This window comes from Chryseobacterium sp. SIMBA_038, assembly GCF_046535115.1.
Classification (GTDB): Bacteria; Bacteroidota; Bacteroidia; order Flavobacteriales; family Weeksellaceae; genus Chryseobacterium.
Genome location: NZ_JAWRXH010000001.1, coordinates 197829 through 214710 on the forward strand (window position 1 = coordinate 197829; position 16882 = coordinate 214710).

At 32.9% G+C, this 16882-nt stretch carries 12 protein-coding genes; 6 read left to right on the forward strand and 6 right to left on the reverse strand.

What is annotated here, in order from left to right; translation table 11 throughout:
* Positions 1-141: 141 nt before the first annotated feature.
* Both SB689_RS00830 and SB689_RS00835 read right to left on the reverse strand, forming a co-directional pair.
* The gene (locus tag SB689_RS00830; protein ID WP_410690201.1) at positions 142-1266 is read right to left on the reverse strand and encodes a helix-turn-helix domain-containing protein; all 1125 of its coding nucleotides are present in this window, start codon (positions 1264-1266) and stop codon (positions 142-144) included.
* Positions 1267-1338: 72 nt separating this feature from the next.
* Entirely contained in the window at positions 1339-2838 is a 1500-nt protein-coding gene (locus SB689_RS00835; RefSeq protein ID WP_410690202.1) for a serine hydrolase, read from the reverse strand.
* Positions 2839-3023: 185 nt separating this feature from the next.
* On the opposite strand from SB689_RS00835, the gene SB689_RS00840 reads away from it, so the two are divergent.
* The 3 genes from SB689_RS00840 (at position 3024) to SB689_RS00850 (ending at position 6985) form a co-directional block, all read left to right on the forward strand.
* The gene (locus SB689_RS00840; RefSeq protein WP_410690203.1) at positions 3024-3602 is read left to right on the forward strand and encodes a DUF892 family protein; all 579 of its coding nucleotides are present in this window, start codon (positions 3024-3026) and stop codon (positions 3600-3602) included.
* Between the two features lie 448 nt (positions 3603-4050).
* Positions 4051-6195 (forward strand): catalase, encoded by a 2145-nt coding sequence (locus tag SB689_RS00845; protein WP_410690204.1) that lies wholly within the window; start codon positions 4051-4053, stop codon positions 6193-6195.
* A gap of 178 nt (positions 6196-6373) precedes the next feature.
* On the forward strand, positions 6374-6985 hold the full coding sequence (locus SB689_RS00850) for a hypothetical protein (RefSeq protein ID WP_410690205.1): 612 nt from the start codon (positions 6374-6376) through the stop codon (positions 6983-6985).
* Positions 6986-7236: 251 nt separating this feature from the next.
* Here SB689_RS00850 and SB689_RS00855 read toward each other — a convergent pair whose 3' ends face one another.
* The 3 genes from SB689_RS00855 to SB689_RS00865 form a co-directional block, all read right to left on the reverse strand.
* Positions 7237-10128 (reverse strand): AsmA-like C-terminal region-containing protein, encoded by a 2892-nt coding sequence (locus SB689_RS00855; RefSeq protein WP_410690206.1) that lies wholly within the window; start codon positions 10126-10128, stop codon positions 7237-7239.
* 224 nt (positions 10129-10352) lie between these two features.
* Positions 10353-10958: a DNA-3-methyladenine glycosylase gene (locus SB689_RS00860; protein ID WP_410690207.1), complete on the reverse strand. Its 606-nt coding sequence runs from the start codon at positions 10956-10958 to the stop codon at positions 10353-10355.
* An 87-nt stretch (positions 10959-11045) separates the two neighbouring features.
* The gene (locus SB689_RS00865; RefSeq protein ID WP_410690208.1) at positions 11046-11480 is read right to left on the reverse strand and encodes a winged helix-turn-helix transcriptional regulator; all 435 of its coding nucleotides are present in this window, start codon (positions 11478-11480) and stop codon (positions 11046-11048) included.
* A 163-nt stretch (positions 11481-11643) separates the two neighbouring features.
* Here SB689_RS00865 and SB689_RS00870 point away from each other — a divergent pair, with 163 nt between their 5' ends.
* The 3 genes from SB689_RS00870 (at position 11644) to SB689_RS00880 (ending at position 14195) form a co-directional block, all read left to right on the forward strand.
* Positions 11644-12450 (forward strand): oxidoreductase, encoded by an 807-nt coding sequence (locus SB689_RS00870; RefSeq protein WP_410691275.1) that lies wholly within the window; start codon positions 11644-11646, stop codon positions 12448-12450.
* A gap of 610 nt (positions 12451-13060) precedes the next feature.
* Positions 13061-13771 (forward strand): hypothetical protein, encoded by a 711-nt coding sequence (locus SB689_RS00875; RefSeq protein ID WP_410690209.1) that lies wholly within the window; start codon positions 13061-13063, stop codon positions 13769-13771.
* A gap of 13 nt (positions 13772-13784) precedes the next feature.
* On the forward strand, positions 13785-14195 hold the full coding sequence (locus SB689_RS00880) for a hypothetical protein (protein ID WP_410690210.1): 411 nt from the start codon (positions 13785-13787) through the stop codon (positions 14193-14195).
* Between the two features lie 85 nt (positions 14196-14280).
* Here SB689_RS00880 and SB689_RS00885 read toward each other — a convergent pair whose 3' ends face one another.
* The gene (locus SB689_RS00885) at positions 14281-16677 is read right to left on the reverse strand and encodes a hypothetical protein (protein ID WP_410690211.1); all 2397 of its coding nucleotides are present in this window, start codon (positions 16675-16677) and stop codon (positions 14281-14283) included.
* Between the last annotated feature and the right edge of the window lie 205 nt (positions 16678-16882).

The window sequence follows — 16882 nt, forward strand, 5'->3', positions numbered from 1 at the left end:
TGACTTTGAATTTTCTGATACAAATATGCTGTAGAAAGTTTTGAGATAAGTCCATATAAAAAAAGTCGGACTCATTTTTCCAGTTGAAATGAGTCCGACTTTCTACAAACCGAAGTTTGAGTATTTACAATTAGTTAAATATCAGTTGTTTCTGAAAGCTGTCGGCGTTTGGTTCGTGTATTTTTTGAATGAGGTATGAAACGAAGATTTAGAATTAAAACCCACTTCATATAAAATTTCCAGCACGGTATATTCTTTTTTTGAAGGGTCTTTTAGAATAGTCATTGCTTTTTTCACGCGATATTCATTCACAAAATCGAAAAAATGCTGATTGATGTGATGGTTAATTAAAACAGACAAATCACGAACCGGAATTTTCACCTGATCTGCCAATTCCTGAATCGTTAGTGAAGGTTCTAAAAAAGGCTCCTTTTCAGTCATGAAATTTTTAAGTTGCTCAATCTGAAAACTTTTTGTTTCGTCGATTTTATTTTCAGTTTCGAGAGTTTCAGTAAAATCTTCTGTCGGTTGTAAGGTAGAATCAATTCTTCGAAAAAGCTCAGGATAATTTAATGCCTTTAATATAAACCAGCAGGCAGCCAATAAAAAGGAAGTTCCCGCCACAATATGTATCCAGATAAACAGGTCGTTGTATGCTGTATATCGTATTGTATTTTTAAAAATAATAAATACATGGATGAATAGTAAAATCATTGTAAGCTGAAACAGCCATTTGTATAACAAAGTGTTGGGATTCGTGTAATTCTCAAGATAAATTTTCTTGTATTTTTTGAGTATCATGAATACGCCAATGATATAAAAGAAATACTGTAGTTCTGCAATAGCTTGATAAAAAAACATTTCAGGAGAGTCCCACATATGCTTGAAAAAATATTCTTTTGGAGAACCTTCTGCAAGATAAAGTCTTGGAACTAAAAGTAAATTGACAACAATGAAAGGGATAAGATGCAGTAAATGCTTTCTTTTTAATCTAAAATCTGAATAACAGACAGCATTAACGTACAAAAAGAAAAGAGGCATTACTAATAAGTAAGCAGATATTTTGAACGTTTTCAGGTTGTAACTATCAGTAAAGTAATGCATAAAAATTCCGCTCATATCAATTGCATTAATGATAAGGAATGCTGCAAATAATCTGTTTTCTAGTTTCCTTTCTGTTTTTACCGTTAATAAAAATACGGCAAGTAACAGCGATATAAAAACGGAAATCGCTGCAATAACTTCCAGAAAATTCAATTTGTCCATTGGTTTTTTTGCAAAAATAGGATATATGTTGTGAAGAAAACAGACTGATAAAGAACAAATTTTTAAAATATCTTATTTTTTAATCAAAAGTCCGTCAATCTTCTTGATCATCTCTTTGGCATTGGTGTTTTCTGGATTTAATTCAAGTGATTTTTGATACATTTTCAGAGCTTCTTCTTTTTTATTTGATTGAAGTAATGCTTCTCCATAACTATCAAATATATTCGCGCTTTTTGGGAAAATCAATGATGCTGAATAGAAGGTCTGCAAAGAATTTTCATTTTTTTTAAGCCTTAGAAATTGATAGCCTAATCGATTAAAATCATTTTCACTGGCTTCATAGCTGCTTGGTTTTTTTAGATATTCTTGAATCAGCTGATCTGCTTTTTCTTTATTTTCGCTTTCAAGCAGGTCTCCATAGATCCTTGATAGATTTTGTGCAGGAATTGTATAAGGTTTATTACCAATTATGTGTAAAATAGCATTGGATATAGGAAAAACAGGGCTGTTTCCGATGCTGGATAACAATATTACGGTTTCATTTTTAGTGATGTTGTGTAATAAGATACTGGTAAGTCCGGTAATAAAGCCATCATGAAAAACAATTTTCCCGTTACTTTCATCGGTGTACATTGCCCAGCCTAAACCGTAGCTTACTTCTTTTCCGTCTATTTGATAGTTTACTTTTTTTCCATCATTCAAGATCGTTGCTGTAAGAGCTTCGTCTAATTCTTTCTTGGCTAAAATTTTATAGCTAAACAATGCCTTTTGATATTTTTGTAAGTCTGCGGCTGTGCTTACGATGCCTCCGTTTCCGTAAAAGTTACTTTTTTCATCAATTAAAAAAGGATTTTTTTGAGTAGTGATATTCACAAGTTGAGTGGAATAGAAGTTAGGATACGTGTATAATTCTACCTGATTTTCTTTCTTGATTTTCCTGTTAATCGGAACAAATGAATCTTTCATTTTTGCAGGATTGAAAATATTTTTCTCCAAATAATTGGCATAACTCATTCCGGATATTTTCTCGATGATCATGGCAGCAAGACAAAAATTAACGTTGTTGTATTCCCATTTGCTTCCCGGAACAAATGAAAGCGGTGTTTTGAAACGAATAAATGTTGGTATAATATCCTGATTAGAAATTAATTTTTCTGGTTGTTCTTTTATGACAGTGTCAAACAAATTATAATATTGAGCCAATCCCGAAGTGTTATTAAGTAATTGTTTAACAGTGATATTTGGATAAGGAAAATCCGGAAGATATTTCTGAACCGAATCATCAATATTGAGTTTTCCTTTCTGTTTAAGTTGAAGGATTGCTGTTGCGGTAAATGTTTTTGTTATAGAAGCAATAGTAAACTGAGATTCACTATTAATTTTCTCTTTCTTTTCAATATTTGAAAACCCGTACGAATTGGAAAAAACGGTTTCTCCTGATTTGGAAATGATAACGCTACCGTTAAATAAATTATTTTTAGAAAGTGTAGAAAATAGATTATTAAATTCCTGTCCCGAAAGAGTAGTAGTGAAAAATGAAGTCAGTAAGATTAGAAAAAATATTTTTCTCATTTTGTTTTATTGTTATTAATTTTAGCTTAGTAATAAGACAATTCTGAAAATGATTTTATTACATTTAAAAAATTGATGATAAATTAATAAGATGTTAATTCAATCGTAATTTTTTTCACCTTTGGTCTCATAATTGTTAGAGCTACAAGACAAATTCTACAATTAATCACTAAATTATATCAATTATGAAAACTAAAACACCAGTTAAGAAAGCGACGGTTAAAAAAACGGCACCTTCAAAAACTCAAGCGAAAATTCCTGCTAAGAAAAATGCAGCTAAAGAATTAAAAGACTTATTTGAAGATTCTTTAAAAGATATTTATTGGGCAGAAAAAGCGCTTACGAAAGCTCTTCCAAAAATGCATAAAAATGCAACTGATAAAAAGTTACAATCAGCGATTGAGCTGCATCTTGCCGAAACTCATATACACGTAAAAAGACTCGAAGAATGTTTTGCTTCATTGGGTAAAAAAGCTCAGGCTAAAAAATGCGATGCAATGCAAGGGCTATTAGACGAAGGCAAAGGCATCATGGAAGAAACCGAGCCCGGAGCTGTAAGAGATGCAGGAATCATCGCTGCGGCACAAAAAGTAGAACATTACGAGATCGCAACTTACGGGACACTCGCAGCTTATGCTAAGGTTCTTAAAGAGAAAACTTGCTTGAAAAATCTTCTGGCAACGTTAAATGAAGAGAAAATATGCGATAAATTATTATCAAAAGTCGCTGATGTTACTTTAAACAGTAAGGCGATTAAAAAATAGAAAAAATTCCTCTTTATGAGGAGAATTTAGATAGAGAAACCTTGTTAGTAACAGTACCAACGAGGTTTTTTGTTTTTGAATATTACCGAATTAATGAGATTTCATCATCACAATCATTTCGTTTGGTGAGTTTTTCAGCTTTATTTTGCTGATTTTAAAGGAATTGTTTTTATCAGATTTCTTTATGATATATAAATCATAGATTTTATTTCAAACGAGTTTAGAAAAATAAGAAATTAACGTACCATATTATCAAATAATGAATGATTAAAAGTGTAGCTTTGAGTAGATTATACATCATTATTTAAAATGTTTGATTAATAAATTCGTGTAAATACTCAATTCGTTATGAAATCAATATTTGACAACTATTTCAAATGATTATGATCTTTTTTAAATAGTAAAATCACACACCAATTATACACACTTAACTACTAAAATATATACTATGAAAGACCCAAAAACGCCGCCTAACGAAAAGGTAGATCAGCTTCAAAATCACACTACAGACAATGCTGATCAGAAACTGACGACCAATCAGGGCTTAAAAATCAACAACAATCAGGATTCTTTAAAAGCGGAAGAAAGAGGTCCAAGTTTATTGGAAGATTTTATTCTTCGTGAGAAAATCACTCATTTTGATCATGAAAGAATTCCGGAAAGAATCGTTCATGCCCGTGGATCAGGAGCTCATGGAACTTTTAAGCTAAATAAAAGCCTGAAAGAATTCACCAAAGCAAAATTTTTATCTGAAGAAGGCAAAGAAACGCCTGTTTTTGTGCGTTTTTCTACAGTTGCAGGCAGCGCGGGAAGTACCGATCTGGCTCGTGATGTAAGAGGTTTTGCTATTAAATTTTACACAGAAGAAGGCAATTATGATTTAGTAGGAAACAATATTCCTGTCTTTTTCATTCAGGATGCAATGAAATTTCCTGATTTGGTACATGCCGTAAAACCTGAACCGGATAATGCCATTCCGCAAGCTGCTTCCGCGCACGATACTTTTTGGGATTTTATTTCATTAATGCCCGAAAGTATGCACATGATTATGTGGGCGATGAGCGACAGAGCGATTCCGAGAAGTTTTAGAATGATGGAAGGGTTTGGAGTTCATACCTTTAAATTTATTAATGATGAAGGAGTTGTTCATTTTGTAAAATTCCATTTTAAACCAAAATTGGGAGTGCATTCTGTAGCTTGGGATGAAGCGACTAAAATTTCAGGTAAAGATTCAGATTTTCACAGAAGAGATCTTTGGGAAGCCATTGAAAATGGGGCTTTTCCGGAATGGGATTTCGGAGTGCAGATTATTCCTGAAGAAGATGAGCATAAATTTGATTTCGATTTGCTCGATCCTACCAAATTAATTCCGGAAGAAGAAGTTCCTGTTCAAATGGTCGGAACTTTAACATTAAATAGAAATCCCGACAACTTTTTCGCTGAAACAGAGCAGATTGCATTCCACCCCGGACATTTGGTTCCCGGAATAGATTTTACGAATGATCCGTTGTTGCAGGGAAGATTATTTTCTTATACAGACACTCAATTATCCCGTTTAGGATCTCCAAATTTCCATGAGATCCCGATCAACCGTTCTTTAAATGATGTTCATAATAACCAACGTGACGGGCACATGCGTCAGCAGATTGTAAAAGGAAAAGTAAGCTATGAACCCAATTCTATTGGTGGCGGATGTCCTTTTCAGGCGATGATGAAAGATGGCGGATTTTCTTCTCATAATGAAAGAATTGACGGTAAAAAAATCCGCGCAAGAAGCGAAAGTTTTGTAGACCATTATTCTCAGGCTAAATTGTTTTTTAACAGTCAGTCAACTCCGGAAAGACAGCATTTACAGAACGCGCTTATTTTTGAACTTTCAAAAGTGACAATTCCAGCAATTCGAGAAAGAGTAGTAGGTCAGTTGGCTTTCATTAATAAAGATTTGGCAGCAACAGTTGCTAAAAAAGTAGGCGTAAAAGTAGTTGAATTAAAGCAACCAAACGGAAGTATTCCCGCAGATGCTGATCCTTCAACATTACAAAGTCCTGAAAAAGAACCTTCAACAAAAAGTTCAGAAGCATTAAGCATGGCCAATACGGTTAAAGATAAAATTGAAAGCAGAATTATTGGTTTTATCATGGAAAACGGAGTAAAAGCTGTCGATGTAAAATCTTTGCAGTCTAAATTAGAAGCGAAAGGTGCTGTGGTACAGGTTATTGCCGGAAGTTTAGCACCTGTTAAAGCTGATGATGGAACGGTTTTCGAACCTAAACATTCTCTGACAAGTACGGCAAGTGTTTGTTTTGATGCACTTTATCTCTGTAGCGGAAAACAGTCTTCAGACAATTTAATGAATGAAGATAACAAGCCCGGAACGCTTCTATTTGTAAATGAAGCCTACAAACATTGTAAAGCAATCTATTTCGGAAATGAAACGGATGACATCTTTAAAGCCAGTCATGTAAACGATAAAAAGCATGATGATCCGGCAATTATTACTTCTGATGGTAAAGATTCCGATGCTGCTTTTATTAAAGCTGTCGCCAATCACAGAGTTTGGGAGTTTGAAAAAGAGAGAAATAATCCTGCTTAATATTTTTAAGTAAAGAGTGATTTTGAAAGCTATTTTTAACTTTTAAATTCATCAATAAATACAAACAAAGCCATTGAATAACTTTTGTCGAAGGACATTCGTGAAAGATGGTTTTGTTTTTTTAGGTTAAATAATCCTTGACCGACTTTCTAACAGTTTTAATCATTAAATATTAATTATGAAACCTAAACAGATTCCCGGAATTCCGTTGCAGAAAAAAGGTGGTTTTCATGATACTGAAAGCATAAAACAATATGATAATCCGGAAAAAACAATTGCACAATATGCTATTTTAAAAGAAAGATTTTTGTCTGTTAATCAATGGAAAAACTATTGTGGAGAAGGCTTTGCCGATTTCAGACTTCATGATTCTCTAGGGAATTATGTGGAGAGACTTCCAAAAGTTGGAAATTTTATCAGAATTGATATTCCCGGACCGGGAGGTTTTGAAGCAAAAGGTTACGATTGGGTCGAGATTATAGAAATAAGTGAAAATTATATCAATAAAAATGAACTTGAAAATTTATTGATTATTTGCAGACCTTCGATAATTCCAGGAAAAAAAAGTAATCATATTGCTCATTTTTATTCCAATGAAGCTACTTCAAGTTTCATGATCTCAAGAAGTGAAAATTATATTAAAGCAGCTGTTTATGGCAGAAATGAAAGCCCGAATTGGAACGCCAATTTTTTAGATAAAATAAGAAACTTCTCAATCGCCGTTGGCGGAATGTTTGGTGTTTCAAAAATTCAATGGAAAAGACTTTCTGATCAGTTTTTGGATTTTTAAATTTTGTTTAAACTTTTATTTTGTTGGAGAATCGCAAAGGCGCAAGGTATTTACATGATTGTGTTTTAAGGCGCAAGGATTTTATCTTCGATAAAATTTACAGCTTTTTATTCTGAATGATTATTGAAAATCTTTGATTTTCTTGCGCCTTAAAAACAGTATGAAGATTAAAATCTTTGTGTCTTTGCGAATTTCCAACAAAATTTTACAGCATTTACCAAAAAAGACTGTCATTTTCAGACAGTCTTTTTTTATTTTTTCTTTAGATCTTTAGTGATCTGTTTTTCTGCTTTTTTAGCTTTTTGCTCTTGAGCTTCCTGATCTTTACGGTGCTGACGTTTCGTTTTTTTCTCTGCACGTTTTTCTGCGCGAATCAGCTTGTTTGATTTTTTATTATACAAAGCCGCTATAATTCCCTGACCTTTTTTGCTAAAAATCTTGATTTTCGGTTTTTCATGAGTTCCTGTTACAACAATCGGAAAACCAATCCATCCACCAGGTGGAAGTCCAACTCTGATTTGGAGATCCAATAATCCGTTGAAGCTTGTAGTTCCACTGATTGAAGGTCTTAAAACAGAAACTTTAAACGTGAATTTATCAACATGAATCAAATTATTTTTAATATGAGTTTCAATGTTTACCCCTTTCATATCAGGATTGTCAAAACCTTTGGAGCCAATATTATCGCCAACAGCTGAAAGCATTTTTAGGTTTTTAACTTCAACATCACGAAGGTTTACAATTCCACCACCTTCTAATGACGGATAAATTGGGCTCATATTTTTATCAAAATCGCCTTTTAATTTATAATCCAACGATACAATTCCTTTTACGTCCTTTGCTGCGGTAGCCATTTCACGAACCATATCGATTTCTTTGTATGCTCTCTGAACATCAAAATCCTGAACTTTAAGCGCCACATCATAATTGGCAGTCAACGGAGATTCATCCTGATAACGCGCATCAATATTCATACGGCTTCCGATAATGTCGAAAGAGGTATTTTTAAGATAAACCTGACCTTTGGTTACAGAAGCTAATCCTTTAAGATGATTTAAACCTAATCCTTTAAATTCAACTTTTTTAGCATTTGCTTCGAGAGAAACATCAAGGTTTTTCGGAACGATCACAACACCACTGCTTTTCGGGTTTTCTACTTTTGCATATTCTACTTCGATTGATTTGTCGGTATTGTCACCACTTTTCAAGGCCATAAATTCATCAACCAAAATATAATTGGAATTCATTACAAATTTTCCGTGAAGGGTTCCTTTTCTTTCAATGAAATAATTAATGGTGTTTAAAAGATAGCCATTTAAAGCAAAATCTGATTTTCCATAAGTTGCAAAAAACTTTCTGAACCACATTTTTTCATTCTCAAACTGAAAATTTCCTTCTTTTATGTAGAATGATTTCGGAAGATATTCTGTTGTGGCTTTTATATTTTTAAGAATTAAAGTTCCTTTGTTGTCGAGTTTGCTGTATTGACCAGTTGTTGCGTAACTTTGTCGACCGTTCAATGAAAGATCGGCCATGATCAATCCGCTGATGTCTAAGCCTTTTTTAGCAAAAACTTTGTAAATTCTGCCGACATTTAAAACTCCTTTTGCTTTCACTTTATACAGCAAATCTTCAAAATTTTGCAGGTCAGCATTAATGAAAACCGGATTTCCCTCAAAATCAAACTTAAAAGGATCCAATTTTACTCGAAGACTCTTGAAAGTTCCATCAGTATTGATAATATTAGCCACCAAATTGATATTTTGAATAGGGTTAGGGTAATACTTAGTCTTCACAAAACCATCTTTAAGATTGATATATCCATTGGTTTTTGGAAACAGTTTTTTATCCATACTAAAAATTCCGTTGGCTTTGATGTTGGTATCCATCAAACCGCGTACTTCAATATCCTTTAATCCTAATGCCTGTTGCAGTGTCTGAAGGTTTACAGCACCTCTGATGTTGGCATTTACATTCATTTCTTTGAGACCTTTTGTTCTTACATAGGCAAGAAATTTATTATTCGGACCAAGGTCGAAACTTAATTTTTTAAGATCTATTCCCAATTGATCAGTATCTAATGATGGAAGATCAATATTCAAATCCATATTCAGATTATTCATTGGAACAGGCGCTTTTCCGTTAGAGATAAATCCGTTTTTAACTAAAAGTCGAACTTTGACTCTTGGTTTAAGGTTTTTTGGCTCGCTAAATCTTCCTTTTACATTAAAATATAGATCACTATTTCCTTCAATTTTGGTGTCTTTTGCCCAATCCAGATATTGCGGTGGTAAAACAGAGATCATTTCACGAATGGTTGTTTTTTCGGAAGCAGCTTTAATGTCGAGATCGTATCCGTCTTTCAGAATACTTGCGGAACCAATGAATTTTAATGGTAAATCATTCACCCTTAATTCGTTCTTTCTTAAAACAAAAGTTAAGGCATTGGTATTGATTCTTGTAATAAGATCTGCATGTAATTTCTTTTGTTTTGCGTAATAGATTCTGTTAAGACTGAAATCTACTTTGTCAATATCAAGATTGGTTTCGAGGTCAAAAATGTCTTCACTTAATCCACCTTTTCCTGTGTAATTCAATCCTTTAGCATCAACTAAAATTCTGGCAGCATGATCAATATATTTTACATGGCTATTTTTAATTTTTATAAGATCCAGTTTTATAGAGGTACCAGCTTCTGTGGTGTCTTTCGGTGCCGATGAAGGTTTTGAAATGTAAACGTTGTAATTTGCTTCACCTTTTGTGTTTACAAAAACATTGGCGTAAGCATCTGTTACGTATATTTCATCGATCTTAACTTCACGATTAAAGATCAGATTTTTTAAATTAATTCCTACAGCAACTTCTTTTGCGGCCAATAAAGTATCGTTCTGAAAAGGTTTTGAACCCTGTAAAATAAGGTCATCCACAGAAACTGTAAGCGAAGGAAAGTGTCTGAAAAATGTAAGATGTGTTTTTTTATAATCTAGTTTTCCGGCAAGATGTTGATTGGCAAATATTTTTACCTGCTCAGAAATAGTTCCGGGAAACAGAATAGGAATAATAAACATCAAAAATAGAATTGAGGCTATTGAAATTCCCGTCCATTTTAGAATTTTCAAAATTATTTTTTTAAACTTTTCCATAAATCGATAATTTTGATTTTATCAATGTTTTTTAGATATAAGTAGCGATAATAAGTTAATGCTTATCTAAAATCAAGCCATTTTTCATGGAAAATTCTAAAATGATATCTAATGTATTTAAAAGGTTAAAATTTTAAAAATATTGTAGAAATTTTTGATATTTATGGAGTCATAATTGATCTATTTAATAATTAAATTCAGCATCTTGAAGAATAGATTTCTTATTATATCTTATTAGGCTTGCTCACATATTTATTGCCTTTAACGAAAAATCGCCATGGCAAAAAAGCATCTTCCTGAGCGTACGCGACGCCAACACGTGGAGTTGCAACAATGTCATCGGAATTATACCTAATGTTATGATCTTCAATCCAGATCTCTTCTCTGGTAAGTTCTTTTTTGTTGAAAGAACGGTCAATTCCCAAAGCTTTTGCCGCAGAACCCGGACCGGATGAAATTATCGCTTTTGTGGAAGGCATATTTCTTCTGAGTTCCATTATTTCCTGACCAAGTAACGGCTCAACGGCTCTTATCAGTACAGCATGAGGCTCATTTTCAACGGAAGTTACAACGTTGAAAAGGTGATGAATGCCGTAGCATAAATAAACATAAGAAATCCCACCTTGAGCATACATTATTTCGGTTCTGTCAGTTCGTTTTCCAGCGTACGCGTGGGAAGCTTTATCGTGAATCCCAAAATACGCTTCTGTTTCTACAATTATCCCTGCTGTAATTTTACCATCAATGTCGGTGAAAAGTACTTTGCCCAAAAGGTCTTTTGCCAGAAAAAGTACATCTGGATTTTGGTAATAAGAAAAAGGTAATTTCAAATTAATTTGGTTATTATTTTAAGAGAAATAAAGATAATTAAAAATTGTTTTATTTGAATTTTGAAAATGGTTTGTTTCTAATTAAAACTATTTTGCAATCAACAGTTTTTTTGCTTCTAAAGTTGCTGTCAGTTCTTTTTTTAATTGTTGAATGTAAGCGTCTTTGCCTTTTTCAATTTTCGGAGCAACATTTAAAGTGTCTTCTGTACATTCAAAATCTGATCCCCAGATCGCCAATTCAATAACAACGGGAATTAGACTTATTCCTTTTTCTGTAAGGCAATATCCTGTACGGGCTTTTCCGGCGAGCGGATATTTTATTACAAAACCGTATTTCTCCAGCATTTTTAACCGGTCGGTCAATATATTCGTAGCGATACCTTCATCGGATTGCTGAAAATCTCCAAAAGTTGTATATCCTTTTAAGATCATATCTCTTACAATAAGCAAAGTCCATTTGTCACCAAAAAAATCAAGTGAAAAGCTGACAGGGCATGTTGAGCGTTGTGATATATCTTTCATTTATGAAATCAATTAAAAATTACTTGCAAATTGAAAGTAATTGTATTTATATTTGCACTTGCAATTTGCAACTACAAAATTATGCTTTTGAAAGCATTAATGCAAATCATAACAACAATAGAATTAAAAGGATTAACAATTAAATTAAAAAAATGGCAAAAGTATTTTAATAACAGGTGCATCAAGAGGATTTGGAAAAATCTGGGCTGAAAAATTTTTAAAAAGAGGTGATAAAGTTGTCGCAACAGCGAGAAATACAAATGATCTTAAAGATTTGGTAGATCAATACGGAGAAAATATATTTCCGTTGCAATTAGACGTAACAGATCGTAACGCAGCCTTTGAAACTGTAAAAAAAGCAAACGAACATTTCGGAAGAATTGATGTTTTAATTAATAATGCGGGTTATGGGCTTTTCGGAGCGGTTGAAGAAACAACAGAAGAGCAGGCGAGAGGTCAGATGGAGACAAACTTTTTTGGAACTTTATGGATGACGCAGGCTATTCTTCCGATCATGAGAGCGCAGAAATCGGGTCATATTATTCAGGTTTCAAGTTATTTAGGGTTGATAACATTGCCGATTTTAGGTTTGTACAATGCTTCAAAATTTGCTGTAGAAGGTTTTAGCGAAACATTAGCAACAGAAGTTTCAGGATTTGGGATTAAAATTTCTCTGGTAGAACCCAACGGTTTTGCTACAGATTGGTCGGGTGCTTCGGCTGCTCAGACAGAATCTATTGATGTTTATAATCCGATCAAAGAAGCGTTTATGGCAAGTGCGACTCCTGATATTTTCGGAGATCCTGAAGCTACTGCCGATGCTATCGTAAAATTGGTAGACGCAGAAAATCCTCCATTGAGATTATTGCTCGGGAAAATGGCTTATCCAAGTGTGAAAAAGATTTATGAGGAACGTCTTGCCGGATTTGAAGAGTGGAAAGAGGTTTCGGTAGCTGCGCATGGGAAGTAATTTCATATAATTTTTCTTTATATTTTAATGTAAAAGCCTTTAAATCTTGTATTTGGAGGCTTTTTTTAGGGAATAAAATTCACTTTAATTTCATTATTAAAATCTTAACAAATAAGAAATTATGTGAGAATTATATTGTTATTATGCTTTATTACTGAATTTAAAATGTAATTAATAAATTATTTTTAAAATATTCATTAATATTTAATTTTTTTGACTTAAATTTATCACTTAAACGAGAGTATTTATATTGTGCTGATTGTGTCAAACCTATTGTTTGAAAATTTTTCAATTTTTTCCAATTAAATATGATTAATTAATATAATAAAGTGTTTGATTTGGAGCATATTAAAACAGAAAAAACTCTAATTATTTAAACAAAAGCAAAACAATTAATCATGAATTTATTATGTCATATTTCAAGAAATATTGTTTGAGTAGGGAATTGTACTTTAATAATTTACCGATCAAAAACTTTTCACTTTTCACAAAATATAATTTAGAATATCATAGAATTCAATTAGTTAAGGTCATTAGTTAGACAGCCTTGAAGTCGATGATTTGGAGGCTGTTTTTATTTTTAAAATTCAAATAAAATTAATATACCATTATGAAAAATCTTTTTAAGTATGTCCTGTTTTTATCGGTCACATTGTTGTCAGTTTCTTGTAGTTCTGATAGAGACGAAGTTGTTGATGAAACGGGAGGTGTTACCCATGTATTCTACAAAAATGCGGATGAATTTGCATTAACGTATGACACTGGCGGAACGGTAAGTCAGCCCATAAGGAACCAAGCATTTGATCTGTACAAGCTAGGTAAATGGAGTGAACTAGAAACTTTATTTAAAACTAATAACTTAAATGGGGGATGGCCTCCTGCAAACGGCGGATACAATATCGTGGATGAAGTTCCTCTTACAATGGGTCAAAAATTCGACAGATACAGCGGAGCAATCGGTAGCTACACTGGAACCGGAATTCCTAATTTGGGAGGAAGTTTTACAAGTCCGATCGTAAACGGATATGTGTATACTTTTAGTCAAAGAGCTTTGAATCAAGAAGAAAATAAATATGATTTCTATTATGAGATTGATGTTTTGAATAATTTATTACCTTTCAAATCTCAAACGGCAGATATTATTCCTTGGTTCGGCCAGGTGGGAAAAGGGAAACAAACGATGTGGAAAATTTCAATAGATCCTGCAACCGGTTATCAGAAAACATGGAATAAACTGGCGCAGGAAGGTTATATAAAAGTTACCATCAAAAAAAGTCCGAGTGGAAAATACAATAACTTAGCAGGGACGGTTATTCAGTAATAAATAAATTGAAATGTATTCAATATCAAAAAAAATAAATATTCTTGAAAAAGCTCTTGTCGCAAAGAGCTTTTTTAGCAATGATGAAATTATTCCATCCGCTGTAACAAAATTTACGTGTTGCAGTTGCGGTTCCGAAAATTCAATCGAAATAAAACCTTACGAATCCGGGTTTCCGATTCTTCAAATTTACAGCGAAGACAAAGTTTTATCTAAAAGTGAATTATTAAATAACAAAATTGTCTCCGAAACTTCAAGCAGAATGCAACATTTTGGAGAGTTGACGGTACATGATCTGCCAACGCTTTATTTTGGGACAGATTGTTCTTCTTGTCATTCAAAATACATCTGTGTTTTCAGCTATGGTGAAAAACAGCCGGGATTGACTTTATTAGAAATTTCGGGCGTTTGGAAGTATGAATAATAAATTTTTGGTTTAAAAATATTCAATACAAAATAAAAAAATCTGTCTCACAACTGAGACAGATTTTTTTATTTAAAGCAATAAATTATTTTAAAATTTGGTTATCAAAAAGAATATTGTCGTCTTCATCGAAGCTTATGATAAGCACTTTATACTGTTTTGCACTGTCGTTATTATAGAATTTAATTCTTGGAGGAACGTAGTCGCTATCAAATAAATTCGGATTCCAATATAGGGTTTCTCGAGTATCATTTTCGACTTTGGCTGTAGAATCGTCTAACATTTCAATAGGAAATTCAGACGGCTTATCATAACCTTTTACTATAGCTAAGTTATTTTTTTTGGTTTCTTTTTCGGTATTTTTAGATTTCAAATCCCCCCTCATGGTATAGATTAGTACCGCATTACCTATTAATCCTGATTCTTTTATGACTTTCACCATCGCAATATTGCTGATAGGAATACTTGCAATCATACTAGCGTCAGAAGGCATTTCATCTAAATATAACTTAGCTTGACTGCCTCGAATGTAAGGAACATTCTCACCTGAGCCATTTCTTTGAAATGTTAATCCGGCAGCTCTTCCTTGCAACCAATCTAATATATTGGTTGATAAAGCAGCATTTTGGTTTTCATTTACAAAATCAAATATAGTAGAATTCATAGAATTAAACATTCCGGTAGAAAGTTGCTTGTTTAATTCTTCTTTTGGATCTTGTTTTTTTCCTACTAATTTTACTTCTTCAATTTGTACATCAACATTCTCTGTTTTTCTATTGTTTTTCTGAGTATTGATGGCTCTGGAGATCGTTGTAGAAAGCTTTTTATTCTCAGTAGCTTTTACCAGCTTATATTTTGTACTAGGGAAATTGCCTTTAAATTGTGTGGGATTTACTAAAGGCTCCACTGTGACGAATAAATTATCAGTACTTGATTCTTTATCTTTTTCCTGATTTACAAATAATGAAATACCCAAAGGTTCATTGAAGTTAAGGTTGTCTAAATAAACATATCCATTTTGATCGGTTTTAAATAGACTCACAGTCGGTTGGCCTTCCCCTAATCTTAATGCTAAAGTTACAGCGGCATCTCTCACTATAGAATTATCCTTAATTGGTTTTACTTTATAAGAAAGAAATTTTTGAGAACTGGTTTTAATGGTGGGTGTAACTCCGCTAAGGACGGAATTCCAATCAAATCTTTTCCAAGTTTCAGAAATAAGCAAAGCATCCAAAGCTTCACTATTGGCATTTTTAGAAAAATATTGTGCCGGTGAGTCTATTTTAGTAGTAAAATCTCCTGTTAGCCAAAGACTGCTCAAAATATTTTCATCTTCCGTGTTGTTGCTTCCGTCATCATCACTTACCACAACCGTATAATTTTTAAAATACGACTCTGGAGAAAGATCAATACTATTGAAAGATCTTGGTGTTTCCTTTAAATTTTTACCGATAATTTCTGCTTTCTCAACCTTTAAATTATTGGGTTTGATAAAACAAAGTCTTTTTGCAACTAAATTATCCTGTTCATCAAAAATGGCTAACTGTAAAACAACATTAGCTCCATTACTAATTTTAGTAGGAATAAGACTTGAAGCTTCGGTAGTTAGCTGATTGATATTTGCCTTATAAGCAAGATGATTATTGATGGTTCCAACAATTTTATAATTTTGGAGCTGTTGTTTTAAATTGACTCCTTTTAAACTGTATTTAACACCATCTTTAGAGCTTACAACTTCTAAATTAAGACCGCTGCTTGCAACTTCCGGTAGATCAATTGTCTGTTTTTTTCCTGTATTATCCTGAATGATGGCTTGATATTTTTTGCCTAAAGTTGGAGTTATTTTAAAAGAAGCAACATTTTTATCAAACGATGTAAAAGTTGTGATCGCTACATTTGGATTTTGTGAATCGATTATTTTTCCTGTCCAGCTTTCGGGTAAAGAAGTATCGCTAGATAATCTTACGGCAAATTTTGTAGGGATTCCATTAATGAAATTTCCACCTTCTGGAAAGGCTTTAGCAGACCAATTAGAATTTTTAGAGATCTCTAATGATTCAGCAGAATTGGGATTATAAATTGGCAGAGTTTTAACAACCTGAAAATCTTCACTAAAATTGGTCATATAAGGCGTATAAGCTCTCACGAAATAAACCTGCTCCGGAAGATCCGCTTTCAGTTTAAAATCTCCGCTGCCTTCACCGTTGGTTAGAAGAATGGTTTTCCAGTCTATTAATTTTTTATCAGAATCGTACAGCTCAACAAATAGAGTGGTAGATAATGCTGTTCGGTTGTAACCATCAAATACGAAGCTTTTAAACCAAATTTGATCACCCGCTGCATATTGTGATTTGTCGGTAAGTAAGTATACCTTTTCCTGTTCGTAATTATTCTCAAGATTGGTAATTGCTTTTTCCAGTTTGGTTTGTGACAGTACAGGTTGCATACCGGAAATAAGCAATAAAAAGAATATATTTTTCATAGAGATATTAGCGCATTCTTTAATGCAATGCTAAATTACTTACCAAAATTGATATTTACCTTGTAATTTTAAAATTTAAGGAGATTTTAACTATTTGAGACGGGAAAACAAGAAATTTGTCACTTTATTTTGGCCGTGCTGTTAATTCTGTAGCATTCTGATTCAATTTTTAATAAAAATAAAGAGACTCAGATTATAAAAACCC